Below are 24,369 nucleotides of genomic sequence, written 5' to 3'. Positions count from 1 at the left end.
GCGCGCGTACGCGAGAAGGAGCGTGCGCAGGGCAGTACCGGGGCGCGAACACGGAGGAGCACCGTTGAGCAGGTTGCGCTGGCTGACCGCGGGTGAGTCCCACGGTCCCGCACTCGTGGCGACGCTGGAGGGTCTTCCCGCCGGCGTGCCGGTCACCACGGACATGGTGGCGGACCACCTGGCGAGGCGGCGGCTGGGCTACGGTCGTGGTGCCCGGATGAAGTTCGAGCGGGACGAGGTCACCTTCCTCGGCGGTGTCCGGCACGGGCTGACCCTGGGCTCCCCGGTCGCGGTCATGGTGGGCAACACCGAGTGGCCGAAGTGGGAGCAGGTCATGGCGGCCGACCCGGTCGACCCGGAGGTGCTGGCGGGTCTGGCCCGCAACGCCCCGCTGACCCGCCCGCGTCCCGGTCACGCCGATCTGGCCGGTATGCAGAAGTACGGTTTCGACGAGGCCCGGCCGGTGCTGGAGCGCGCCTCCGCCCGGGAGACCGCCGCCCGCGTGGCGCTGGGCGCGGTGGCCCGGTCGTACCTGAAGGAGACGGCCGGCGTGGAGATCGTCTCCCATGTGGTCGAACTGTGTTCCGTCAAGGCGCCGCGGGGCGTGTACCCCACGCCGGCGGATGTGGAGCGGCTGGACGCCGACCCGCTGCGCTGTCTGGACGCGGACGCGTCGAAGGCGATGGTCGCCGAGGTCGATCAGGCGCACAAGGACGGTGACACCCTCGGGGGTGTGGTGGAGGTCCTCGCCCACGGGGTGCCGGTCGGTCTCGGTTCGCACGTGCACTGGGACCGCAGGCTCGATGCGCGGCTGGCCGGTGCGCTGATGGGCATCCAGGCCATCAAGGGCGTCGAGATCGGTGACGGCTTCGAGCTGGCCCGGGTGCCCGGCTCCGAGGCGCACGACGAGATCGTGAACACGCCCGAGGGGGTCCGGCGGGTCTCCGGCCGCTCCGGTGGCACCGAGGGTGGTCTGTCCACCGGTGAACTGCTGCGGGTGCGTGCGGCGATGAAGCCGATCGCCACCGTGCCGCGTGCTCTGGGGACGGTGGACGTGACCACCGGTGAGGCCGCGCGGGCCCACCACCAGCGTTCCGACGTCTCCGCCGTGCCGGCCGCCGGGATCGTGGCCGAGGCGATGGTCGCGCTGGTGCTGGCGGACGCGGTGGCGGAGAAGTTCGGCGGTGACAGCGTTGCCGAGACCCGTCGCAACGTCACCTCGTACCTCGAGAACCTGGCGATCCGGTGAGTCCGCGACTCGTTCTGACCGGCCCGATGGGCGTGGGCAAGTCCACCGTGGGCCGGCTGCTGGCCGAGCGGCTCGGCGTCGGCTACCGGGACACCGACGACGACATCGTCGCCGGGCAGGGCCGCACCATCGCCGACATCTTCGTCGAGGACGGCGAGCCCGCCTTCCGCGCCCTGGAGAAGGAGGCCGTGCGGCAGGCGCTCGCCTCCCACGACGGCGTCCTCGCCCTGGGCGGCGGCGCGATCCTCGACCCGGACACCCGCGCGCTGCTCGCCGCGGAGCGGGTCGCCTACCTGTCGATGGACGTCGAGGAGGCCGTCCGGCGCACCGGCCTGGGCGCCGCCCGCCCGCTCCTCGCGGTCAACCCGCGCAAGCAGTGGCGCGAGCTGATGGAGGCCCGCCGCCACCTGTACGAGGAGACCGCCACGGCCGTCGTGCCGACCGACGGCCGCACGCCCGAAGAGGTCGCCGACGCGGTCCTCGACGCACTGGAGCTGAAGGAAGCATGAGCAACGAGGCAGTGACCCGCATCCACGTCGCGGGCACGGCGGGCACCGAGCCCTACGACGTCCTGGTCGGCCGGCAACTGCTCGGCGAACTGGCCGGGCTGATCGGCGAACGAACCCAGCGGGTCGCGATCATCCACCCCGAGGCCCTCGCCGAGACCGGTGACGCGCTGCGCGCCGACCTCGCCGGGCAGGGCTACGAGGCCGTCGCCATCCAGGTGCCGAACGCGGAGGAGGCCAAGACCGCCGAGGTCGCCGCCTACTGCTGGAAGGCGCTCGGTCAGTCCGGCTTCACCCGTACCGACGTCATCGTGGGCGTCGGCGGCGGCGCCACCACCGACCTGGCCGGATTCGTCGCCGCGACCTGGCTGCGCGGCGTGCGCTGGATCGCCGTCCCGACCACCGTGCTGGCCATGGTCGACGCGGCCGTGGGCGGCAAGACCGGCATCAACACCGCCGAGGGCAAGAACCTCGTCGGCGCCTTCCACCCGCCCGCCGGCGTCCTCTGCGACCTCGCCGCCCTCGACTCCCTCCCGGTCCACGACTACGTCTCCGGGCTCGCCGAGGTCATCAAGGCCGGTTTCATCGCCGACCCGGTGATCCTCGACCTGATCGAGTCCGACCCCGAGGCCGCGCGCACCCCGGCGGGACCGCACACCGCCGAGCTGATCGAACGCTCGATCCGGGTGAAGGCCGACGTGGTCTCCAGCGACCTCAAGGAGTCCGGCCTCCGCGAGATCCTCAACTACGGCCACACCCTCGGCCACGCCATCGAGAAGAACGAGCGCTACAAGTGGCGCCACGGCGCCGCCGTCGCCGTCGGCATGCACTTCGCCGCCGAACTGGGCCGCCTCGCCGGCCGCCTCGACGACGCCACCGCCGACCGCCACCGCACGGTCCTCGAGGCCGTCGGGCTCCCACTGCACTACCGCTACGACCAGTGGCCCAAACTGCTGGAGAACATGAAGGTCGACAAGAAGTCCCGCGGCAACCTGCTGCGCTTCGTCGTCCTCGACGGGCTCGCCAAGCCCACCGTGCTGGAGGGCCCCGACCCGGCCGTCCTGCTCGCCGCCTACGGCGAGGTGGGTGAGTAGCCGCCTGACGGGCACTCATCACCGCCCCCGGCCGTTCACACAACGACGGCAGGGGGCGGTACCGTTCGGTGACGCGGGGACGGCCCCCGCTGTCAGTGACCCATTGCCTGTACGAGACGGAGTGGCACCGGATGCAGCACGCAGTGGGTTCTCCGCTGCCGCCGCCCCACCAGCCGGGGCACGGACCGGCCGCCGGCTGGTCACCGGCCGCGCACCACCCAGGTCAGCACCAGCAGGGCCCCGCGGCCCCGACGCCCGCCCAGCCCCCCGGTTACCCGGCGCCCCCGCCCCCGGCGGGCCCGCGGCACGCCTCGATGCCTCCGCCGCCGGACACCACCGGCCATGTCACGCTGCCGCCCGGCGCCCCGGTTGCCGTGCCGAGCCCGCCGCAGGCCCCCGCGGGCCCCGGCCCGACCGCGGCGACCCTCGCCGTCCTGCTCATCGGCCCCGCGGGCGCCGGCAAGACGAGCGTGGCCAAGTACTGGGCGGACCACCGCCGGGTGCCCACCGCGCACATCAGCCTCGACGACGTCCGCGAGTGGGTCCGCTCCGGCTTCGCCGACCCGCAGACCGGCTGGAACGACAACTCGGAGGCCCAGTACCGGCTGGCCCGCCGCACCTGCGGCTTCGCCGCCCGCAACTTCCTGGCCAACGGCATCTCCTGCATCCTCGACGACGCGGTCTTCCCCGACCGCCCGGTCGTCGGCCTCGGCGGCTGGAAGCGGCACGTCGGCCCAGGCCTGCTGCCCGTCGTCCTCCTGCCCGGCCTGGACGTCGTCCTGGAGCGCAACGCGGAGCGCACCGGCAACCGCCGCCTCAGCGACGAGGAGGTGGCCCGCATCCACGGCCGCATGGCCGGCTGGTACGGCTCGGGCCTGCCGATCATCGACAACTCCCAGCTGGACATACCGGAGACGGCCCGCATCCTCGACGACGTCCTCACCCGGGCGATAGCCAGCCCGCCCAAGTGGTGAGTCCCTCTCCCTGAGGCACGAGCCCCGGTGGGGGAGCGGCCGGGTCCCCGGTCGGCCCCGCTCGACCGGCGACATCCCGCCGCCGCTCCTAGGCTCGAACCATGTCTGAGGTCTACGCGGTCCGCCGGACGCGCCTCCGGGAACGCTGCAACGCGAGCGGCAGCACGGCCGCGCTGGTGTCCCGGCCCGCCAACGTCCGCTACCTGTCCGGCGCCGTCCCCGGGAACGCCGTGCTGCTGCTCGGCAGGGCCGAGGACGTGCTGGTGTGCGCGGAGCCCCCGGACGACCGCGTCCCGCACCACCGCCCCGACGAGGCCCTGCGCCTGCACGTCATGACCGGCATCGGCGGCGACCCCGCCGTGGAGGCCGCCGCCCTCGCCGTCGCCCAGGGCGTCGACGCCCTCGCCGTGGAGGAGCACCACCTCACCGTCACCCGGCACCGCGCGATCCGCGAGGCCGCCCCCCGGCTGCGCCTCACCGGTGTCGGCGGCGCCGTCGAACAGCTCCGCGTGGTCAAGGACGAGGAGGAGATCTCCTGTCTCCGCATCGGCGCGGAGATCGCCGACCAGGCCCTGGGCGAACTCCTGGAGTCCATCCTGGTCGGCCGCACCGAACGCCACCTCGCCCTGGAACTGGAGCGCCGCCTGGTCGACCACGGCGCCGACGGCCCGGCCTTCCCCACCTCCGTCGCCACCGGCCCCCACGCCGGCCGCCCCGGCCACCGCCCCACCGACCGGCGGGTGGAGGAGGGCGACTTCCTCTCCGTCTGCCTCGGCGCCACCTACCGCGGCTACCGCTGCGAGATCGGCCGCACCTTCGTCATCGGCACGGCCCCCGCCGACTGGCAGGTCGAGCTGTACGACCTGGTGTTCTCCGCCCAGCGCGCGGGACGCGAGTCCCTGGCGCCCGGCGCCGCGTGCCGTGACGTGGACCGTGCGGCGCGCCAGCTGCTGGACTCCGCCGGGTACGGGGAGGCGCTTCCGGCCCTCACCGGTCACGGAGTCGGACTGGAAATCGACGAGGACCCTCAATTGACCCCGGCGGCCATGGGTAAACTGGACGCTTGCGTGCCGGTGACCGTCGAGCCGGGGGTCCATCTCCCCGGCCGGGGCGGAGTCCGGATCGATGACACGCTCGTCGTGCGCCCCGAGGCGGACGGCGGACCCGAGCTACTCACCATCACGACCAAGGAGCTGCTCGCGCTCTAGCCTCGCGCAGTGCGCCTGCCTTCGCCCCGGCCGTCGTCCACGTCAGTCCAGTCCAGGAGATTCCGCAACCGTGGCTTCCACGAACGACCTCAAGAACGGCATGGTGCTCAAGCTCGAAGGCGGCCAGCTCTGGTCCGTCGTCGAGTTCCAGCACGTCAAGCCCGGCAAGGGCCCGGCCTTCGTGCGCACCAAGCTGAAGAACGTGCTGTCCGGCAAGACCGTCGACAAGACCTTCAACGCCGGCGTCAAGGTCGAAACGGCCACCGTCGACAAGCGCGACATGCAGTTCTCCTACATGGACGGCGACTACTTCGTCTTCATGGACATGGAGACCTACGACCAGCTGCACATCGACCGCAAGGTCGTCGGCGACGCCGCCCACTTCCTCGTCGAGGGCTTCGAGGCCACCGTCGCCCAGCACGAGGGCGAGGTGCTCTTCGTCGAGCTCCCGGCCGCCGTCGAGCTGACCGTCGCCGAGACCGAGCCCGGCGTCCAGGGCGACCGCTCCACCGGCGGCACCAAGCCCGCCACGCTGGAGACCGGCCACCAGATCCAGGTCCCGCTCTTCATCACCACCGGCGAGAAGATCAAGGTCGACACCCGTACGAGCGACTACCTCGGCCGGGTGAACAGCTAACCGTGGCTGCCCGCAACACGGCCCGCAAGCGCGCCTTCCAGATCATCTTCGAGGGCGACCAGCGCGGCACCGAGGTCCTGACGGTCCTCGCCGACTGGATCCGGCACTCCCGGACCGACCCCCGGCAGCCGCCGGTGAGCGAGTACACGATGCAGCTCGTCGAGGGCTACGCGGAGCACGCGAAGCGGATCGACGAGCTGATCTCCCAGTACTCGGTCGGCTGGACACTCGACCGGATGCCGGTCGTGGACCGCAGCATCCTGCGGCTCGGCGCGTACGAGCTGATCTGGGTCGACGAGACCCCGGACGCGGTCGTGCTGGACGAGATGGTGCAGCTGGCGAAGGAGTTCTCCACGGACGAGTCCCCCTCGTTCGTCAACGGCCTCCTCGGCCGTCTCAAGGAACTCAAGCCGTCCCTGCGCCGCGACGAGTAGAGCGCCCCGCCAGGGACGCGGGGAACCGCGCGCTCGACCCGTCACGGCCCGCGGCCGGTGCACGACCGCAGCCGACGGACAAAAAACCGCCGGGGTGCCGGAACCACAAGGTTCCGGCACCCCGGCGGCACGTTTCTGCGCCCCCGCGGAGCGCCTACGCGTCCTCGTGGGACGCCACCGCACGGCGCGCGTCCGCGTCCAGCACACCCCAGCTGATGAGCTGCTCGGTGAGGACCGAGGGCGACTGGTCGTAGATCACGGCGAGCGTGCGCAGGTCGTCCTGGCGGATCGACAGCACCTTGCCGTTGTAGTCACCGCGCTGCGACTGGATCGTCGCCGCGTAGCGCTGCAGCGGGCCCGCCTTCTCGGCCGGCACCGTGGCCAGCCGCTCCAGGTCCAGGACCAGCTTCGGCGGGGGCTCGGCGGCGCCGCCCGGGGTCGTGCCCGGCAGCAGTTCCTGCACCGGGACGCCGTAGAAGTCCGCCAGCTCCGCGAGGCGCTGCACGGTCACGGCGCGGTCGCCGCGCTCGTACGAACCGACCACGACCGCCTTCCAGCGGCCCTGGGACTTCTCCTCGACACCGTGGAGGGAAAGGCCCTGCTGGGTGCGGATGGCCCGGAGCTTGGCCCCGAGCTGTTTGGCGTATTCGCTGGACATATAGCTCCCCGGCACTGTGTCGACGCGGATGGCTGAATTCCATGCCGCGCGGCTGGTAACTCACTGTGAGGTTACGCAGCGTTACTCTCGTGCGTCAAGCCGAATGGTCCACACCGACTCTTCCGTGGTAGCGAAGATCGGTTGCTCCATCCGGGTGATCGGGGGTGTCGCTGCGGCCCGTGAACGACCTGCTAGCCTGTGGGACGCAACCCGACGTCCTTTAAGGTCCGTCCCGTGAGGCGGAGAAGGAGGTCCGTTTCGTATGGACACGCAGGATCCGCAACCGCCGCCCGCGTCGCGGCCGGACGCACGGCCCGTTCTCGAGGCCCCCGACATCGCCCGGGTCATGACCCGTATCGCCCACGAGATCGTCGAACGCGCCAAGGGCGCCGACGACGTGATGCTCCTCGGCATCCCGACCCGAGGCGTCTTCCTCGCCCGGCGGCTCGCCGACAAGCTCGAGCAGATCACCGAGCGCAAGGTCCCGGTCGGCTCGCTCGACATCACCATGTACCGCGACGACCTGCGCATGCAGCCGCCGCGCGCGCTGGCCCGCACCGAGATCCCCGGTGACGGCATCGACGGCAGACTCGTCGTCCTCGTCGACGACGTGCTCTTCTCCGGCCGCACCATCCGCGCCGCCCTCGACGCGCTGAACGACATCGGCCGCCCCCGCGCGGTGCAGCTGGCCGTGCTCGTCGACCGCGGCCACCGCGAACTGCCCATCCGCGCCGACTACGTCGGCAAGAACCTCCCCACGTCGCTGCGGGAGACGGTCAAGGTCCTGCTCGCCGAGGAGGACGGCCGCGACACCGTGCTGCTCGGCGCCAAGCAGACCCCCCAGTAGCACCGCGAAGCGCACACCGGACGCGTGTGCGCCGGCGCGGCACGCCCACGCGCGTACCCGTCTGCCCGATTTCGCCTCATTGAACTGCCTTCACGGAGCCTGACAGATGCAGCGTCATCTCATCTCGGCCGCCGACCTCACCCGCGACGACGCCGTCCTCATCCTCGACACCGCCGAGGAGATGGCCCGGGTGGCCGACCGGCCGATCAAGAAACTTCCCACCCTGCGCGGCCGTACCGTCGTCAACCTCTTCTTCGAGGACTCCACCCGCACCCGGATCTCCTTCGAGGCCGCCGAGAAGCGGCTGTCCGCGGACGTCATCAACTTCTCCGCCAAGGGCTCCAGCGTCTCCAAGGGCGAGTCCCTGAAGGACACCGCCCAGACCCTGGAGGCCATGGGCGTCGACGCGGTCGTCATCCGGCACGGCGCCTCCGGGGCCCCCTACCGGCTCGCCACCTCCGGCTGGATCGACGCCCACGTCATCAACGCCGGCGACGGCACCCACCAGCACCCCACCCAGGCGCTGCTCGACGCCTTCACCATGCGCCGCCGGCTCGTCGGCCGGGACACCGGGCTCGGCCAGGACCTGAACGGCCGCCGCATCACCCTCGTCGGCGACGTCCTGCACAGCCGGGTCGCCCGCTCCAACGTCGACCTGCTGCACACCCTCGGCGCCGAGGTCACCCTCGTCGCCCCGCCCACCCTGCTCCCGGTCGGCGTCGAGACCTGGCCCTGCGAGGTGTCGTACGACCTGGACTCCACGCTGCCCAAGTCCGACGCGGTGATGATGCTGCGCGTCCAGCGCGAGCGGATGAACGCCGCGTTCTTCCCCACCGAGCGCGAGTACTCGCGCCGCTACGGCCTCGACGGCGACCGCATGGCGCGGATGCCGGAGCACGCCATCGTGATGCACCCCGGTCCGATGGTCCGCGGCATGGAGATCACCGCCGAGGTCGCCGACTCCGGCCGCTGCACCGTCATCGAACAGGTCACCAACGGCGTCTCCATCCGGATGGCCGTCCTGTACCTGCTGCTCGGCGGAGCCGAGTTCCAGACCGCCGGCACGCCCGCCCCCGCCCGTACCGCCGAGGAGAAGTGAGACCGATGAGCAAGACCCTGATCCGTGGTGCGAAGGTGCTCGGCGGCGAGCCGCAGGACGTCCTGATCGACGGCGAAACGATCACTCAGGTCGGCGCCGGGCTGTCCGCCGAGGGCGCCGGCCGTGCCGGAGGCGCGCAGGACGTGACCGTTGTCGAGGCCGGCGGCAAGGTGCTGCTGCCGGGCCTGGTCGACCTGCACACCCACCTGCGCGAGCCCGGCCGCGAGGACTCCGAGACCGTGCTGACCGGCACCCGCGCCGCCGCGAGCGGCGGCTACACGGCCGTGTTCGCCATGGCCAACACCTTCCCGGTCGCCGACACCGCCGGCGTGGTCGAGCAGGTCTGGCGGCTCGGCAAGGAGCACGGCTACTGCGACGTACGCCCGGTCGGCGCCGTCACCGTCGGCCTGGAGGGGCGGAAACTCGCCGAGCTGGGCGCCATGCACGAGTCCGCGGCCGGCGTCACCGTCTTCTCCGACGACGGCAAGTGCGTCCACGACGCCGTGATCATGCGCCGCGCCCTGGAGTACGTGAAGGCCTTCGACGGCGTCGTCGCCCAGCACGCCCAGGAGCCCCGGCTCACCGAGGGCGCCCAGATGAACGAGGGCGTCGTCTCCGCCGAGCTCGGCCTCGGCGGCTGGCCGGCCGTCGCCGAGGAGTCGGTCATCGCCCGGGACGTGCTGCTCGCCGACCACGTCGGCTCCCGCGTCCACATCTGCCACCTGTCGACCGCCGGGTCCGTGGAGATCGTCCGCTGGGCCAAGTCCCGCGGCATCCGCGTCACCGCCGAGGTCACCCCGCACCACCTGCTCCTCACCGACGAGCTGGTGCGCTCGTACAACCCGGTCTACAAGGTCAACCCGCCGCTGCGCACCGAGCGCGACGTCCTGGCCCTGCGCGAGGCGCTCGCCGACGGCACCATCGACATCGTCGCCACCGACCACGCCCCGCACCCGCACGAGGACAAGGACTGCGAGTGGGCCGCGGCCGCCATGGGCATGGTCGGCCTGGAGACCGCGCTGTCGGTGGTCCAGGAGACGATGGTCGACACCGGTCTGCTGGACTGGGCCGGCGTCGCCGACCGCATGTCCTTCACCCCGGCGCGCATCGGACGCGCCGAGGGCCACGGCCGCCCCGTCTCGGCAGGTGAGCCCGCCAACCTCACCCTCGTCGACACGGCATACCGTGGACCGGTGGACCCCGCGGGCTTCGCCTCGCGCAGCCGCAACACGCCCTACGAGGGCCGTGAGCTGCCGGGCCGTGTCACGCACACCTGGCTCCGGGGCAAGGCCACGCTCGTCGACGGGAAGCTCACGTGACATCTTTCATCCTGCTGGCCGCCGAGAAGCAATCGGCGGAAGTGACCGACTGGGCCGCCCGGATCGGCTGGGTCGTCGGTCTCGCCCTCTTCGTCGCGCTCGTCTACTGGCTGATGCGCGAGGGCTGGAAGTGGCGCGGCACGCTCCAGGGCGACCTGCCGGAGCTGCACGCCACGCCGGACGACCCCGGCCCGGCGATCCTGACCATGAGCGGCCGCTACCACGGCTCGACCACCGCCGGTCAGTGGCTGGACCGCATCGTGGCGCACGGCCTGGGCACCCGCAGCCGTGCCGAGCTCACCCTGAGCGACGCCGGACTGGACGTCGCACGCCCCGGCGCGGACGACTTCTTCGTCCCGGCCGGCGCGCTGCGCGAGGCCCGGCTCGACAAGGGCATCGCCGGCAAGGTCCTCACCGAGGGCGGCCTGCTGGTGATCACCTGGCAGCACGGCGACCGGCTCATCGACTCCGGGTTCCGCTCCGACCACGCGGCCGAGCACACCGAGTGGGTCGAAGCCCTCACGAACATGATCAACAAGACGGAAGGCGCACGATGACAACCTCCACCAGGGGAGCCGCCAGGGTTCCCGCCGTACTCGTCCTGGAGGACGGCCGGATCTTCCGCGGCCGTGCCTACGGGGCGGTGGGGGAGACCTTCGGCGAAGCGGTGTTCTCCACCGGCATGACCGGCTACCAGGAGACCCTCACCGACCCGTCGTACCACCGCCAGGTCGTGGTGATGACCGCCCCGCACGTCGGCAACACCGGCGTCAACGACGAGGACGCCGAGTCCCAGCGGATCTGGGTCTCCGGCTACGTGGTGCGCGACCCCGCGCGCGTGCCGTCCAGCTGGCGCTCCCGCCGCACCCTCGACGAGGAGCTGGCCGCCCAGGGCGTCGTCGGCATCAGCGGCGTCGACACCCGCGCCCTCACCCGGCACCTGCGCGAGCGCGGTGCCATGCGCGTCGGCATCTTCAGCGGCGACGCCGTCCGCGACGCCGCCGCCCTGCTCGCCCGCGTCCAGGAGGCGCCCGAGATGGAGGGGGCGGACCTCTCCGCCGAGGTCGCCACCACCGAGCCGTACGTCGTCCCCGCGATCGGCGAGAAGAAGTTCACCGTCGCCGCCGTCGACCTCGGCATCAAGGGCATGACCCCGCAGCGCATGGCCGAGCGCGGCATCGAGGTGCACGTGCTGCCCGCCACCGCGACCGTCGACGACGTGTACGCGGTGAACCCGGACGGCGTGTTCTTCTCCAACGGCCCCGGCGACCCCGCCACCGCCGACCACGCCGTCTCCGTGATGCGGGGCGTGCTGGAGCGCGGCACCCCGCTGTTCGGCATCTGCTTCGGCAACCAGATCCTCGGCCGGGCCCTCGGCTTCGGCACCTACAAGCTGAAGTACGGCCACCGCGGCATCAACCAGCCGGTGCAGGACCGCACCACCGGCAAGGTCGAGGTCACCGCGCACAACCACGGCTTCGCCGTCGACGCCCCCCTCGACCAGGTCTCCGACACCCCGTTCGGCCGCGCCGAGGTGTCCCACGTCTGTCTCAACGACAACGTGGTGGAGGGCCTCCAGCTGCTCGACAAGCCGGCCTTCAGCGTCCAGTACCACCCCGAAGCGGCCGCGGGCCCGCACGACGCCGCCTACCTGTTCGACCGCTTCGTCTCCCTGATGGAGGGCCAGCGTGCCTAAGCGCACCGATATCCAGTCCGTCCTGGTCATCGGCTCCGGCCCGATCGTCATCGGCCAGGCCGCGGAGTTCGACTACTCCGGCACCCAGGCCTGCCGCGTGCTCAAGGCCGAGGGCCTGCGCGTCGTCCTGGTCAACTCCAACCCGGCGACGATCATGACCGACCCGGAGATCGCCGACGCGACCTACGTCGAGCCGATCACGCCCGAGTTCGTCGAGAAGATCATCGCCAAGGAGCGGCCGGACGCCCTGCTGCCCACCCTGGGCGGCCAGACGGCCCTCAACACGGCGATCTCCCTGCACGAGAACGGCGTCCTCGGCAAGTACGGCGTCGAGCTGATCGGCGCCCACGTCGAGGCGATCCACAAGGGCGAGGACCGCGACCTGTTCAAGGAGGTCGTGGAGGCCGTGCGCCGCAAGATCGGCCACGGCGAGTCCGCCCGCTCGTACATCTGCCACTCCATGGACGACGTCCTCAAGGGCGTCGAGGAACTCGGCGGCTACCCGGTCGTCGTCCGCCCCTCCTTCACGATGGGCGGCGCCGGCTCCGGCTTCGCGCACGACGAGGAGGAGCTGCGCCGCATCGCCGGCCAGGGCCTCACCCTCTCGCCGACCACCGAGGTGCTCCTGGAGGAGTCCATCCTCGGCTGGAAGGAGTACGAGCTGGAGCTGATGCGCGACAAGAACGACAACGTCGTGGTCGTCTGCTCCATCGAGAACTTCGACCCCATGGGCGTGCACACCGGCGACTCCATCACCGTCGCCCCGGCGATGACGCTCACCGACCGCGAGTACCAGATCCTGCGCGACATCGGCATCGCCGTGATCCGCGAGGTCGGCGTCGACACCGGCGGCTGCAACATCCAGTTCGCGGTGAACCCCGAGGACGGCCGGGTCATCGTCATCGAGATGAACCCGCGCGTCTCCCGGTCCTCCGCGCTCGCCTCCAAGGCGACCGGCTTCCCCATCGCCAAGATCGCGGCCAAGCTCGCCGTCGGCTACACCCTCGACGAGATCCCGAACGACATCACGCAGGAGACCCCGGCCTCCTTCGAGCCGACCCTCGACTACGTGGTCGTGAAGGCCCCGCGGTTCGCCTTCGAGAAGTTCCCGAGCGCCGACTCCACCCTCACCACCACCATGAAGTCGGTCGGCGAGGCCATGGCGATCGGCCGCAACTTCACCGAGGCGTTCCAGAAGGCGCTGCGCTCGCTGGAGAAGAAGGGCAGCCAGTTCACCTTCACCGGCGACCCCGGCGACAAGACCGAACAGCTGCGCGCGGCCGTCCGCCCGACCGACGGCCGCATCAACGCCGTCATGCAGGCCATCCGCGCGGGCGCCACCCCCGAGGAGGTCTTCGAGGCCACGAGGATCGACCCGTGGTTCGTCGATCAGCTCTTCCTCATCAAGGAGATCGCCGACGAGCTGGCCGCCGCCCCCGAGCTGACCGCCGACCTGCTCGCCGAGGCCAAGCGGCACGGCTTCTCCGACCAGCAGATCGGCGAGATCCGCGGACTGCGCGAGGACGTCGTCCGCGAGGTCCGCCAGGTGCTCGGCATCCGGCCGGTCTACAAGACGGTCGACACCTGCGCCGCGGAGTTCGCCGCGAAGACGCCGTACTTCTACTCCTCCTACGACGAGGAGACCGAGGTCGCGCCCCGCGAGAAGCCGGCCGTCATCATCCTGGGCTCCGGCCCGAACCGCATCGGCCAGGGCATCGAGTTCGACTACTCCTGCGTCCACGCCTCCTTCGCCCTGAGCGACGCCGGCTACGAGACCGTGATGGTCAACTGCAACCCGGAGACCGTCTCCACCGACTACGACACCTCCGACCGGCTCTACTTCGAGCCGCTCACCCTGGAGGACGTCCTGGAGGTCGTCCACGCCGAGCAGCAGGCCGGCCCGGTCGCGGGCGTCGTCGTCCAGCTCGGCGGGCAGACCCCGCTGGGCCTCGCCCAGGCGCTCAAGGACAACGGCGTGCCCATCGTCGGCACCCCGCCGGAGGCCATCCACGCCGCCGAGGACCGCGGCGCCTTCGGCCGGGTCCTCAAGGAGGCCGGCCTGCCCGCGCCCAAGCACGGCACCGCCACCACCTTCGCCGAGGCCAAGGCCATCGCCGACGAGATCGGCTACCCGGTCCTGGTGCGCCCGTCCTACGTGCTCGGCGGCCGCGGCATGGAGATCGTCTACGACGAGAACCGGCTGGAGGCGTACATCGCCGAGTCGACCGAGATCAGCCCCTCCCGGCCGGTCCTCGTCGACCGGTTCCTCGACGACGCCGTCGAGATCGACGTCGACGCCCTCTACGACGGCGAGGAGCTCTACCTCGGCGGCGTCATGGAGCACATCGAGGAGGCCGGCATCCACTCCGGTGACTCGGCGTGCGCCCTGCCGCCCATCACCCTCGGCGGCTTCGACATCAAGCGGCTGCGCGCCTCCACGGAGGCCATCGCGCGCGGTGTCGGGGTACGCGGACTGATCAACATCCAGTTCGCGCTGTCCGGCGACATCCTCTACGTCCTGGAGGCCAACCCGCGCGCCTCCCGCACCGTGCCCTTCACCTCGAAGGCCACCGCGGTGCCGCTGGCCAAGGCCGCCGCGCGGATCTCGCTGGGCGCCACCATCGCCGAACTGCGCGCCGAGGGCCTGCTCCCGGCCACCGGCGACGGCGGCGAGCTGCCGCTGGACGCGCCGATCTCCGTCAAGGAGGCCGTGCTGCCGTGGACCCGCTTCCGCGACATCCACGGCCGCGGCGTCGACACGGTCCTCGGCCCGGAGATGCGCTCCACCGGTGAGGTCATGGGCATCGACAGCGTCTTCGGCACGGCCTACGCCAAGTCGCAGGCCGGCGCCTACGGCCCGCTGCCCACCAAGGGCCGCGCCTTCATCTCGGTCGCCAACCGGGACAAGCGCTCGATGATCTTCCCGGCGCGCGAGCTGGCGGCCCACGGCTTCGAGCTGCTCGCCACCTCCGGCACCGCCGAGGTCCTCAAGCGCAACGGCATCAACGCCACCGTGGTGCGCAAGCACTTCGAGGGCACCGGCCCGAACGGCGAGAAGACCATCGTCCAGCTCATCCACGACGGCGAGGTCGACCTCATCGTCAACACCCCGTACGGCACCGGCGGCCGCCTCGACGGCTACGACATCCGTACGGCGGCGGTGGCCCGGTCGGTGCCCTGCCTGACCACGGTCCAGGCGCTCGCCGCCGCGGTCCAGGGCATCGACGCGCTCAACCGGGGCGACGTGAGCGTCCGCTCGCTCCAGGAACACGCGGAGCACCTGACCGCGGCCCGCGAGGACCAGTAGCCCCCAGGGGGACACCGGAAACGGTGTCCCCCTCTCCATGAGGACACCATGTACAGGATTCTCTTCACCCTGCTCTTCTCACGCATGGACCCGGAGCGGGCCCACCACCTGGCCTTCCGCTGGATCCGCCGCGTCGCCCGCGTCCCGGTCCTGCGCACCTTCGTCGCCGCGGTGCTCGCCCCGCGCCACGAGGAACTGCGCACCGAGGCCCTCGGACTGCGCCTGCACAGCCCCTTCGGACTGGCCGCCGGCTTCGACAAGAACGCCGTCGGCATCGACGGCCTGGCCATGCTCGGCTTCGACCACGTAGAGATCGGCACGGTCACCGGCGAGCCGCAGCCCGGCAACCCCAGGAAGCGGCTGTTCCGGCTGGTCCCCGACCGGGCGCTGATCAACCGCATGGGCTTCAACAACGACGGCTCGCTCGCCGTCGCCGCCCGCCTCGCCTCCCGCGAGCCGGTGTTCAAGACGGTCGTGGGCGTCAACATCGGCAAGACCAAGGTCGTCCCGGAGTCCGAGGCCGCCGCCGACTACGTGAAGTCCGCCGAGCGGCTCGCGCCCCACGCCGACTACCTGGTGGTCAACGTCTCCTCCCCGAACACCCCCGGGCTGCGCAGCCTCCAGGCCGTGGACCAGCTCCGCCCGCTCCTCACCGCCGTGCGCGAGGCCGCCGACCGCGCGGTCCCGGCCCGCCGGGTGCCGCTGCTGGTGAAGATCGCCCCCGACCTGGCCGACGAGGACGTCGACGCCGTCGCCGACCTCGCCGTGGAACTGGGCCTGGACGGCATCATCGCCACCAACACCACCATCGCCCGCGAGGGACTCGGCCTGACCGCGGCCCCGGCCCTCGTCCAGGAGACCGGCGGACTGTCCGGCGCGCCCCTCAAGGCCCGCTCGCTCGAGGTGCTGCGCCGCCTCTACGCGCGCGTGGGCGACCGCATCACCCTGGTCGGCGTCGGCGGCGTCGAGGACGCCGAGGACGCCTGGCAGCGCATCCTGGCCGGCGCCACCCTGGTCCAGGGGTACAGCGCCTTCGTCTACCAGGGCCCCTGCTGGGCCCGCGCCATCCACAAGGGGCTCGCCGCACGGCTGCGCACCAGCCCCTACGCCACGCTCGCCGACGCGGTGGGCGCCGACGTGAGGACGTCCGCATGACCGGTCCCGAACCCTTCGGCGCACGGCTGCGCCGCGCGATGGACGAGCGGGGGCCCCTGTGCGTGGGCATCGACCCGCACGCCTCCCTGCTCGCCGAGTGGGGCCTCGACGACGACGTGAACGGTCTGGAGCGGTTCAGCCGCACCGTCGTCGAGGCGGTGGCCGACCGGGTCGCCGTGCTCAAGCCGCAGAGCGCCTTCTTCGAGCGGTTCGGCTCACGCGGCGTCGCCGTCCTGGAGAAGACGGTGCGGGAGGCGCGGGCGGCCGGGGCGCTGGTCGTCATGGACGCCAAGCGCGGCGACATCGGCTCGACCATGGCCGCCTACGCGGAGGCGTTCCTGCACCGGGACGCGCCGCTGTTCTCCGACGCGCTCACCGTGTCGCCGTACCTCGGCTACGGCTCGCTGAGCCCGGCCGTCGCGCTGGCCCGGGAGTCCGGCGCCGGGCTGTTCGTGCTGGCGCTGACCTCCAACCCGGAGGGCGGCGAGGTGCAGCACGCGGTGCGGGCCGACGGGCGCACGGTCGGGGCGACGGTCCTCGGCCACCTGGCGCTGGAGAACGCGGGGGAGGAGCCGCTCGGATCCTTCGGCGCGGTCGTCGGCGCCACCCTCGGCGACCTGTCCTCCTACGACCTCGGCATGGGCGGGCCGATCCTCGCGCCGGGCATCGGGGCGCAGGGGGCGACGGCGGCGGACCTCCCGGCGGTCTTCGGGCGCGCGGTGCGCAACGTGGTGCCGAACGTCAGCCGCGGGGTGTTGCGCCACGGTCCCGACGTGGTCGCTCTGCGTGACGCCGCGGAGCGGTTCGCGGACGAGATCCGGGCCGCGGTGACGTCCGCCTGAGACGGCCCACGAGGGGGCTCCGTGGTGGTCGCACTGTGGATCCACCCTCAAATCCGAGGAATTTTGTCCAGAATGTCCGACCTGACGGAGGCTGACCAGGACTTTTCCTCTGTTCTCGCTGACTCAGAGCGCTCTGGCCGCTAGTCTCCGACGGGTGGGGCTACCTCCCACGCCTTCCAGGCAGTGGGGGAGAACGGGCACGTGTTGCTCGTAGCTCCCCAGGTGTGGGGCGACTAGGTTCCTCACCGGTCCGTATCCGACAGTTCGACATCCGAGGTGACGTAGGCGTGGCTCTTCCGCCCCTTACCCCTGAACAGCGCGCAGCCGCGCTCGAAAAGGCCGCCGCGGCTCGCCGGGAGCGGGCCGAGGTCAAGAATCGACTCAAGCACTCCGGCGCCTCCCTGCACGAGGTCATCAAGCAGGGCCAGGAGAACGACGTCATCGGCAAGATGAAGGTCTCCGCCCTGCTCGAGTCCCTGCCGGGCGTGGGCAAGGTCCGCGCCAAGCAGATCATGGAGCGTCTGGGAATCTCCGAGAGCCGCCGCGTGCGGGGTCTCGGTTCGAACCAGATCGCCTCCCTGGAGCGCGAGTTCGGCAGCACCGGCTCCTGAGTCACGGGCGGTCCGGGACCGGCGTCCCGGACACCCCGCGATTGCTGGAATAATCGCCGCATGGCTGCAACACCCCGGGGGGCGACCCCCGCACCCCCGGACGAACGTCCGCGGCTGACCGTGCTCTCCGGCCCCTCCGGGGTCGGCAAGAGCACGGTCGTCGCTCATATGCGCAAGGAACACCCCGAGGTCTGGCTCTCGGTGTCGGCGACGACCCGCAAGCCCCGCCCCGGTGAGCAGCACGGCGTCCACTACTTCTTCGTCACCGACGAGGAGATGGACAAGCTGATCGCCAACGGCGAGCTGCTGGAGTGGGCCGAGTTCGCGGGGAACCGCTACGGCACGCCCCGCGCGGCGGTGCTGGAGCACCTGGAGGCGGGTGTGCCCGTGCTCCTGGAGATCGACCTCCAGGGCGCGCGGCAGGTCCGCGCGTCCATGGCCGAGGCCCAGCTGGTGTTCCTGGCCCCTCCCTCCTGGGAGGAACTGGTGCGCCGGCTCACCGGCCGCGGCACCGAGTCGCCGGAGGTCATCGAGCGCCGTCTGGAGGCCGCGAGGACCGAGCTCGCCGCCGAACCGGAGTTCGACACGACCCTGGTCAACACCTCCGTCCAGGAGGTCGGCCGTGAGCTGCTAGCCTTGATGAACGTCGTGTGACCGTGGGCGACTGTCCGCCGGTCGAAGCGACTGCATCTTTCCCATCCATCGGAAGGTAGAGCGTGTCCTCTTCCATCTCCGCGCCCGAGGGCATCATCAACCCGCCGATCGACGAGCTCCTCGAGGCCACGGACTCGAAGTACAGCCTCGTGATCTACGCGGCCAAGCGGGCCCGCCAGATCAACGCGTACTACTCGCAGCTCGGCGAAGGCCTGCTCGAGTACGTCGGTCCTCTCGTCGACACCCACGTCCACGAGAAGCCGCTCTCGATCGCCCTGCGCGAGATCAACGCGGGACTGCTGACCTCCGAGGCCGTCGACGGCCCCGCCCAGTGATCGGTCAGTACGTCGTACGATCAGCTCGCAGCTGACTTTTCCACAGGCCCGGCAGCACGTCTGCCGGGCCTGTGGTGTCTCATGGGTGATGGCAAGGTTTCCGAGGTCCGGGGAGAGACGGTGGACAAGCCGAAGGTCGTTCTGGGGGTCAGCGGCGGCATCGCCGCCTACAAGGCCTGCGAGCTGCTGAGGCGGCTCACGGAGTCGGGCCACGACGTACGGGTCGTCCCCACGGCCTCCGCCCTGCACTTCGTCGGCGCCGCCACCTGGTCCGCCCTGTCCGGCAACCCGGTCTCCACCGAGGTCTGGGACGACGTCCACGAGGTGCCGCACGTCCGCATCGGACAGCACGCCGACCTGGTCGTCGTCGCACCCGCCACGGCCGACATGCTCGCCAAGGCCGCCCACGGCCTCGCCGACGACCTCCTCACCAACACCCTCCTCACCGCGCGCTGCCCGGTGGTCCTCGCCCCCGCCATGCACACCGAGATGTGGGAGCACCCGGCCACTCAGGAGAACGTGGCCACGCTGCGCGCCCGCGGCGCCGTCGTCGTCGAGCCGGCCGTGGGCCGCCTCACCGGCGTCGACACCGGCAAGGGCCGACTGCCCGACCCGGCCGAGATCTTCGAGGTCTGCCGTCGCGTCCTGGTCCGCGGCGCCGCCGCGCCCGACCTCGCCGGACGGCACGTCGTGGTGAGCGCCGGAGGCACCCGCGAGCCCCTCGACCCGGTCCGCTTCCTCGGCAACCGCTCCTCCGGCAAGCAGGGCTACGCCCTCGCCCGCACCGCCGCCGCCCGCGGCGCCCGCGTCACCCTGATCGCCGCCAACACCGCGCTGCCCGACCCGGCCGGCGTGGACGTCGTGCGCGTCGGCACGGCCGTGGAACTGCGCGAGGCCGTCCTCGGCGCCGCCGCCGACGCCGACGCGGTGGTCATGGCCGCCGCCGTGGCCGACTTCCGCCCCGCCGTCTACGCGTCCGGGAAGATCAAGAAGAAGGACGGCACGGAGCCGGAGCCCATCACCCTGGTACGGAATCCGGACATTCTCGCGGAGGTCTCCGGCGACCGGGCGAGGACCGGACAGGTGATCGTCGGCTTCGCCGCGGAGACCGACGACGTGCTCGCCAACGGCCGCGCCAAGCTGAAGCGCAAGGGGTGCGACCTCCTCGTGGTGAACGAGGTGGGCGAGGCGAAGACCTTCGGCGCCGAGACCAACGAGGCCGTGGTGCTGGGTGCCGACGGCAGCGAGACGCCCGTCCCGCACGGGCCGAAGGAGGCCCTCGCCGACACCGTCTGGGACCTGGTGGCCGAACGTCTCGCATGAGTGGCTCATCCGTTCCCCGGCCATCCGGAACCTCGCCATCCGGGGCGTGGTGCCTCTGGCGAACCGCGCCCCGCACGGGGAGAATGCCCGTGCCGCAGGTCACGGCGCTCTCGCGAGGCGAGACGGGGCGACCGGTGGCGACGCACGACCGATAAACTGTTCCACCGACGGCGTCGGGTGCAGCCCCCGCCGTTCGCCCATGATCAGCCAGCAGCCGCTGCAACCCCAGGGAGCATTGTGTCCCGTCGTCTGTTCACCTCGGAGTCCGTGACCGAGGGTCACCCCGACAAGATCGCTGACCAGATCAGCGACACCATTCTCGACGCGCTGCTTCGCGAGGACCCGTCCTCCCGGGTCGCCGTCGAGACCCTGATCACCACCGGTCTCGTGCACGTGGCCGGCGAGGTCACCACCAAGACGTACGCGGACATCGCGACGCTGGTGCGCAGCAAGATCCTGGAGATCGGTTACGACTCCTCGAAGAAGGGCTTCGACGGCGCCTCCTGCGGCGTCTCGGTGTCGATCGGCGCGCAGTCCCCGGACATCGCCCAGGGCGTCGACACGGCGTACGAGACCCGGGTCGAGGGCGACGACGACGAGCTGGACCGGCAGGGCGCGGGCGACCAGGGCCTGATGTTCGGCTACGCGACGGACGAGACGCCGACGTACATGCCGCTGCCGATCTTCCTCGCCCACCGGCTCTCCAAGCGCCTGTCCGACGTGCGCAAGAACGGGACCATCCCCTACCTGCGCCCGGACGGCAAGACCCAGGTCACCATCGAGTACGACGGCGACAAGGCGGTCCGCCTGGACACCGTGGTCGTCTCCTCGCAGCACGCCTCCGACATCGACCTGGAGTCGCTGCTCGCCCCCGACATCCGCGAGTTCGTCGTGGAGCCGGAGCTGAAGGCGCTGCTGGAGGACGGCATCAAGCTCGACACCGAGAACTACCGGCTGCTGGTGAACCCGACCGGACGCTTCGAGATCGGCGGCCCGATGGGTGACGCCGGCCTGACCGGCCGGAAGATCATCATCGACACCTACGGGGGCATGGCCCGCCACGGCGGCGGCGCCTTCTCCGGCAAGGACCCGTCCAAGGTGGACCGCTCGGCGGCGTACGCGATGCGCTGGGTCGCCAAGAACGTGGTGGCGGCCGGCCTGGCCGCGCGCTGCGAGGTGCAGGTCGCGTACGCGATCGGCAAGGCCGAGCCGGTGGGTCTGTTCGTGGAGACCTTCGGCACCGCCAAGGTCGACGTGGAGAAGATCGAGCGGGCGATCGACGAGGTCTTCGACCTCCGTCCCGCCGCGATCATCCGCGACCTGGACCTGCTGCGTCCGATCTACGCCCAGACCGCCGCGTACGGCCACTTCGGCCGTGAGCTGCCGGACTTCACCTGGGAGCGCACCGACCGCGTGGACGCGCTGCGGAAGGCCGCGGGGCTGTAGCCCGCACGCTGTTCCGCCGCCGAGGCCCGGTGCCCCTCCCGCCAGGAGGGGCACCGGGCCCCGGTGCGTCCGGGGAGGGCTGTGCCGGCTCCCGCCCGCGCTCGTCCGTGCGGTTGCCCAGCAGTACGGGACGCCGTTGCGTCCACCCGTGCCGCTCGGTCCCCCAGGCCTTTGAGCAGTGGGGGAGGCCCGACGGCTGCCCGCGACGGCGGGGTGCGAGCGACTGGGGCGCGGGGTCTTCGGGCGGGGCCGCCCGGCCGCCGGGGCGCGGTCGCCCGAGGAGCGTCGGTGTGCGCCCGGTCCGGGGCGGGCGGGGGGCGTTGTCAGTCGGGTTTGGAAGAATGCGGACGTGAGCAGCGAGGACGGACAGGGGCACGGGGGTGCGCAGGGCGCGCCGCCCGAGCAGCTCGCGCTCATCCGGGAGAGCGTGCGGCAGGCCAAGGCCCCCCGGGCCAAGCCGCGCACCTGGCGGGGCGCCGCCCTCGCCAAGGAGCTGCCCGTCGCCCGGGTCCTCGTCGACAAGGGCGTGCTCCATCTCGACCGCTACTTCGACTACGCCGTGCCCGAGGAGCTGGACGCCGACGCCCAGCCCGGGGTCCGGGTGCGGGTGCGCTTCGGCGCCGGCCGGCACCGGGTGCGGGACGGGCGGCGCGAGGGCGGGGGCCTGATCGACGGGTTCCTGATCGAGCGCCTGGCCGAATCCGACTACTCGGGCCCGCTGGCCGCGCTGGCCCAGGTCGTCTCGCCCGAGCGGGTCCTGGACGAGGAGCTGCTCGGCCTCGCCCGCGCGGTCGCCGACCGGTACGCGGGCAGCCTCGCCGACGTCCTCCAGCTCGCCGTGCCGCCGCGCAACGCCCGCGCCGAGCGGCGCGCCTCGCCGGAACCGCTGCCCCCGCCCCCGGCTCCGGCGGCCGGGTCCTGGGAGCGGTACGAGCAGGGCCCGGCCTTCCTGGAGTCCCTGGCCTCGGGCGGCAGCCCGCGCGCGGTGTGGAGCGCCCTGCCCGGCCCGCTGTGGTGCGAGGAGGTCGCCCGCGCGGTCGCGGCGACCCTGTCCTCGGGGCGCGGCGCGCTGGTCGTCCTGCCGGACGGGCGGGCCGTGGCCCGGCTCGACGCCGCCCTCACCGGACTGCTCGGGGAGGGCCGGCACGCGGTGCTCACCGCCGACGCCGGACCGGAGAGGCGCTACGCCCAGTGGCTCGCCGTACGGCGGGGTTCGGTGCGGGCGGTGATCGGGACGCGGGCGGCGATGTTCGCGCCGGTGCGCGACCTCGGGCTGGTCGCCGTGTGGGACGACGGCGACGACAACCACAGCGAGCAGCACGCCCCGCAGCCGCACGCCCGGGAGGTGCTGCTGCTGCGGGCCGCGCAGGACCGGTGCGGCTTTCTGCTGGGCGGGTGGAGCTGCACCGTGGAGGCCGCTCAGCTCGTCGACACCGGCTGGGCGCGGCCGTTGCAGGCCGCGCGGGAGCGGGTGCGGGCCGCGGCGCCGCTGGTGCGGACCGTGGGCGACCAGGACCTCGCGCGGGACGAGGCCGCCCGCGCCGCCCGCCTGCCCACGCTCGCCTGGCAGACGGTCCGGGAGGGACTGCGGCACGGGCCGGTGCTGGTCCAGGTGCCCCGGCGCGGTTACGTCCCGCGGATGGCGTGCGCGACCTGCCGGGCGCCGGCGCGGTGCCGCCACTGCTCCGGACCGCTGGAGGCGCAGGGCTCGGACGACCTGCGCTGCGGGTGGTGCGGGCGTACGGAGAGCGGCTGGCACTGTCCCGAGTGCGGCGGTTCCCGGCTGCGGGCGCAGGTGGTGGGAGCGCGGCGGACGGCCGAGGAACTGGGGCGGGCCTTCCCCGCGGTCCCGGTGCGCACGTCGGGACGTGAGCACGTCCTGGACACGGTGCCGGGCGCGCCCGCCGTGGTGGTGAGCACGCCGGGTGCGGAGCCGGTCGCCGAGGGCGGGTACGCGGCGGCGTTGCTGCTGGACGGGTGGGCCATGCTGAGCCGCCCCGACCTGCGGGCCGGGGAGGACGCGCTGCGGCGGTGGATGGGCGCGGCGTCGCTGGTCCGTCCGCAGCCGGCGGGCGGCACGGTGGTCGTGGTCGCCGAACCGACCCTGCGGCCGGTGCAGGCACTGGTGCGCTGGGACCCGGCGGGCCACGCGGTGCGGGAACTGGCCGAGCGGGGCGAGCTGGGCTTCCCGCCGGTGTCGCGGATGGCGGCGGTGTCGGGGCCGGAGGAGGCGGTGGCCGGGTTCCTCCGGGCGGTGCGCCTGCCGCCTCAGGCGGAGGTGCTGGGTCCGGTGCCGATGCCGGTCACCCCGGCGGGCCGCCCCCGCCGCCCGGGCGCGCCCCCGCCCGGCGAGCGGTGGGACCGCGCTCTGATCCGCGTCCCCCCGGGCAGCGGCGCGGCCCTCGCGGGTGCGTTGAAGGCCGCGCAGGCGGCGCGGACGGCACGGGGCGGGAGCACGCCTGTGTGGGTGCGGATCGATCCGCCGGACATCGGATAGGGGGCCGTTCCCCTCTTCGAGGGGCGGACGGGTCAGTCAGGTCCGGGTGGGCCGCTGCACGGGCGGGGACAGGCCGTGGGCCGCGGGGGCATGCCCGTAGCTGCGGGGAGGTCGCGCCTCGGGCGGGCGGGCGGCTGTGGAGGTGCGTGCGTGGCGCTGTGCTGGGGGACGCTGCGGGCGGAAGCGGGGGAGTGTGCCGAGTGAGAGGGACGCAGGGCGGGCGTGGCTGCTCGGTGCGCTGAGGGGCTGGGGCTGCGGGCGGGGGCCGGGGGAGTGGCTTGAACGGGACGCCTGCATGGCGGCGGATGCGTGTTCGGTGCGCTGAGGGGGGTCGACGGTCGTGGCGCGGGCGTCAAGGGCTGCGGGCGGGGGCCGGGGAGTGGCTCAAGCGGGACGTCCGCGGGACGGGGCGCGTGTGCGGCGCGTACTGGAAAGCCCGACGGTCATGGCGCGCGGCCCGGTCCGCGAGCGGCGCTGC

22 protein-coding genes are annotated in these 24,369 nt (G+C 72.5%); 21 read left to right on the top strand and 1 reads right to left on the bottom strand.

Translation table 11 applies throughout. From position 1 onward, the window contains the following. The first annotated feature begins 64 nt into the window (after positions 1-64). The 7 genes from aroC to nusB all read left to right on the top strand — a co-directional run bounded on the left by aroC (position 65) and on the right by nusB (position 6,102). Positions 65-1,249 carry a chorismate synthase gene (aroC, locus tag ACWH4W_RS26820; protein ID WP_473078408.1) on the top strand — a complete coding sequence of 395 codons (1,185 nt, stop codon included), beginning with the start codon at positions 65-67 and terminating at the stop codon, positions 1,247-1,249. After that, positions 1,246-1,758: a shikimate kinase gene (locus ACWH4W_RS26815; protein ID WP_473078407.1), complete on the top strand. Its 513-nt coding sequence runs from the start codon at positions 1,246-1,248 to the stop codon at positions 1,756-1,758. Before aroC ends, ACWH4W_RS26815 begins: the two co-directional genes overlap by 4 nt. Further along, positions 1,755-2,849, top strand: coding sequence for a 3-dehydroquinate synthase (gene aroB, locus ACWH4W_RS26810; protein ID WP_473078406.1), 1,095 nt, complete (start codon positions 1,755-1,757; stop codon positions 2,847-2,849). The genes ACWH4W_RS26815 and aroB overlap by 4 nt, the downstream gene beginning before the upstream one ends. 131 nt (positions 2,850-2,980) lie before the next feature. Then, entirely contained in the window at positions 2,981-3,823 is an 843-nt protein-coding gene (locus tag ACWH4W_RS26805) for a Pro-rich N-terminal domain-containing protein (RefSeq protein WP_473078405.1), read from the top strand. 101 nt (positions 3,824-3,924) lie between these two features. Further along, positions 3,925-5,031, top strand: a complete 1,107-nt coding sequence (locus ACWH4W_RS26800) for an aminopeptidase P family protein (protein ID WP_473078404.1) — start codon at positions 3,925-3,927, stop codon at positions 5,029-5,031. 70 nt (positions 5,032-5,101) lie between these two features. Then, on the top strand, positions 5,102-5,668 hold the full coding sequence (efp, locus tag ACWH4W_RS26795; RefSeq protein WP_106415132.1) for an elongation factor P: 567 nt from the start codon (positions 5,102-5,104) through the stop codon (positions 5,666-5,668). Positions 5,669-5,670: 2 nt separating this feature from the next. Further along, positions 5,671-6,102, top strand: coding sequence for a transcription antitermination factor NusB (gene nusB / locus ACWH4W_RS26790; protein WP_473078403.1), 432 nt, complete (start codon positions 5,671-5,673; stop codon positions 6,100-6,102). A 154-nt stretch (positions 6,103-6,256) separates the two neighbouring features. Here nusB and bldD read toward each other — a convergent pair whose 3' ends face one another. Further along, positions 6,257-6,760 carry a transcriptional regulator BldD gene (gene bldD, locus ACWH4W_RS26785; RefSeq protein ID WP_006131213.1) on the bottom strand — a complete coding sequence of 168 codons (504 nt, stop codon included), beginning with the start codon at positions 6,758-6,760 and terminating at the stop codon, positions 6,257-6,259. Positions 6,761-7,022: 262 nt separating this feature from the next. Between bldD and pyrR the strand changes: the two genes are divergently transcribed. The 14 genes from pyrR to ACWH4W_RS26715 all read left to right on the top strand — a co-directional run bounded on the left by pyrR (position 7,023) and on the right by ACWH4W_RS26715 (position 23,891). Next, a complete protein-coding gene (gene pyrR, locus ACWH4W_RS26780) occupies positions 7,023-7,607 on the top strand; it encodes a bifunctional pyr operon transcriptional regulator/uracil phosphoribosyltransferase PyrR (protein WP_473078402.1) in 585 nt (194 codons plus the stop codon). A 106-nt stretch (positions 7,608-7,713) separates the two neighbouring features. Next, on the top strand, positions 7,714-8,706 hold the full coding sequence (locus tag ACWH4W_RS26775; RefSeq protein ID WP_473078401.1) for an aspartate carbamoyltransferase catalytic subunit: 993 nt from the start codon (positions 7,714-7,716) through the stop codon (positions 8,704-8,706). Positions 8,707-8,711: 5 nt separating this feature from the next. Next, entirely contained in the window at positions 8,712-10,025 is a 1,314-nt protein-coding gene (locus ACWH4W_RS26770) for a dihydroorotase (RefSeq protein WP_473078400.1), read from the top strand. Beyond that, a complete protein-coding gene (locus tag ACWH4W_RS26765; protein WP_473078399.1) occupies positions 10,022-10,582 on the top strand; it encodes a PH-like domain-containing protein in 561 nt (186 codons plus the stop codon). Before ACWH4W_RS26770 ends, ACWH4W_RS26765 begins: the two co-directional genes overlap by 4 nt. Then, positions 10,579-11,721: a glutamine-hydrolyzing carbamoyl-phosphate synthase small subunit gene (gene carA, locus ACWH4W_RS26760; protein WP_473078398.1), complete on the top strand. Its 1,143-nt coding sequence runs from the start codon at positions 10,579-10,581 to the stop codon at positions 11,719-11,721. The genes ACWH4W_RS26765 and carA overlap by 4 nt, the downstream gene beginning before the upstream one ends. After that, positions 11,714-15,028 (top strand): carbamoyl-phosphate synthase large subunit, encoded by a 3,315-nt coding sequence (carB, locus tag ACWH4W_RS26755; RefSeq protein ID WP_473078397.1) that lies wholly within the window; start codon positions 11,714-11,716, stop codon positions 15,026-15,028. The genes carA and carB overlap by 8 nt, the downstream gene beginning before the upstream one ends. 48 nt (positions 15,029-15,076) lie before the next feature. Next, positions 15,077-16,183, top strand: a complete 1,107-nt coding sequence (locus tag ACWH4W_RS26750; RefSeq protein WP_473078396.1) for a quinone-dependent dihydroorotate dehydrogenase — start codon at positions 15,077-15,079, stop codon at positions 16,181-16,183. Next, positions 16,180-17,025 carry an orotidine-5'-phosphate decarboxylase gene (gene pyrF, locus ACWH4W_RS26745; protein WP_473078395.1) on the top strand — a complete coding sequence of 282 codons (846 nt, stop codon included), beginning with the start codon at positions 16,180-16,182 and terminating at the stop codon, positions 17,023-17,025. Before ACWH4W_RS26750 ends, pyrF begins: the two co-directional genes overlap by 4 nt. A 287-nt stretch (positions 17,026-17,312) precedes the next feature. Further along, entirely contained in the window at positions 17,313-17,636 is a 324-nt protein-coding gene (locus ACWH4W_RS26740; protein WP_003977346.1) for an integration host factor, read from the top strand. A 60-nt stretch (positions 17,637-17,696) separates the two neighbouring features. Further along, positions 17,697-18,290, top strand: coding sequence for a guanylate kinase (gene gmk, locus ACWH4W_RS26735; RefSeq protein ID WP_473078394.1), 594 nt, complete (start codon positions 17,697-17,699; stop codon positions 18,288-18,290). A 62-nt stretch (positions 18,291-18,352) separates the two neighbouring features. Beyond that, positions 18,353-18,625: a DNA-directed RNA polymerase subunit omega gene (gene rpoZ, locus ACWH4W_RS26730; RefSeq protein WP_106415143.1), complete on the top strand. Its 273-nt coding sequence runs from the start codon at positions 18,353-18,355 to the stop codon at positions 18,623-18,625. 120 nt (positions 18,626-18,745) lie between these two features. Then, positions 18,746-19,948 carry a bifunctional phosphopantothenoylcysteine decarboxylase/phosphopantothenate--cysteine ligase CoaBC gene (gene coaBC, locus ACWH4W_RS26725; protein WP_473078393.1) on the top strand — a complete coding sequence of 401 codons (1,203 nt, stop codon included), beginning with the start codon at positions 18,746-18,748 and terminating at the stop codon, positions 19,946-19,948. Between the two features lie 237 nt (positions 19,949-20,185). Continuing rightward, positions 20,186-21,394, top strand: a complete 1,209-nt coding sequence (gene metK, locus ACWH4W_RS26720) for a methionine adenosyltransferase (protein ID WP_473078392.1) — start codon at positions 20,186-20,188, stop codon at positions 21,392-21,394. Between the two features lie 349 nt (positions 21,395-21,743). After that, complete coding sequence (locus ACWH4W_RS26715) at positions 21,744-23,891, top strand: primosomal protein N' (protein ID WP_473078391.1); 2,148 nt, start codon at positions 21,744-21,746, stop codon at positions 23,889-23,891. Positions 23,892-24,369 lie beyond the last annotated feature (478 nt).

Source organism: Streptomyces sp. DSM 120436 (assembly GCF_055778765.1).
This window is presented reverse-complemented; position numbering and strand designations above follow the sequence as displayed.

Bases quoted from the DNA above. Each gene is read 5' to 3' on its own strand.
- aroB (WP_473078406.1), top strand. From the start codon at position 1,755: ATGAGCAACGAGGCAGTGACCCGCATCCACGTCGCGGGCACGGCGGGC.
- ACWH4W_RS26805 (WP_473078405.1), top strand. From the start codon at position 2,981: ATGCAGCACGCAGTGGGTTCTCCGCTGCCGCCGCCCCACCAGCCGGGG.
- ACWH4W_RS26800 (WP_473078404.1), top strand. From the start codon at position 3,925: ATGTCTGAGGTCTACGCGGTCCGCCGGACGCGCCTCCGGGAACGCTGC.
- bldD (WP_006131213.1), bottom strand. From the start codon at position 6,760: ATGTCCAGCGAATACGCCAAACAGCTCGGGGCCAAGCTCCGGGCCATC.
- pyrR (WP_473078402.1), top strand. From the start codon at position 7,023: ATGGACACGCAGGATCCGCAACCGCCGCCCGCGTCGCGGCCGGACGCA.
- ACWH4W_RS26775 (WP_473078401.1), top strand. From the start codon at position 7,714: ATGCAGCGTCATCTCATCTCGGCCGCCGACCTCACCCGCGACGACGCC.
- ACWH4W_RS26770 (WP_473078400.1), top strand. From the start codon at position 8,712: ATGAGCAAGACCCTGATCCGTGGTGCGAAGGTGCTCGGCGGCGAGCCG.
- carA (WP_473078398.1), top strand. From the start codon at position 10,579: ATGACAACCTCCACCAGGGGAGCCGCCAGGGTTCCCGCCGTACTCGTC.
- ACWH4W_RS26750 (WP_473078396.1), top strand. From the start codon at position 15,077: ATGTACAGGATTCTCTTCACCCTGCTCTTCTCACGCATGGACCCGGAG.
- pyrF (WP_473078395.1), top strand. From the start codon at position 16,180: ATGACCGGTCCCGAACCCTTCGGCGCACGGCTGCGCCGCGCGATGGAC.
- gmk (WP_473078394.1), top strand. From the start codon at position 17,697: ATGGCTGCAACACCCCGGGGGGCGACCCCCGCACCCCCGGACGAACGT.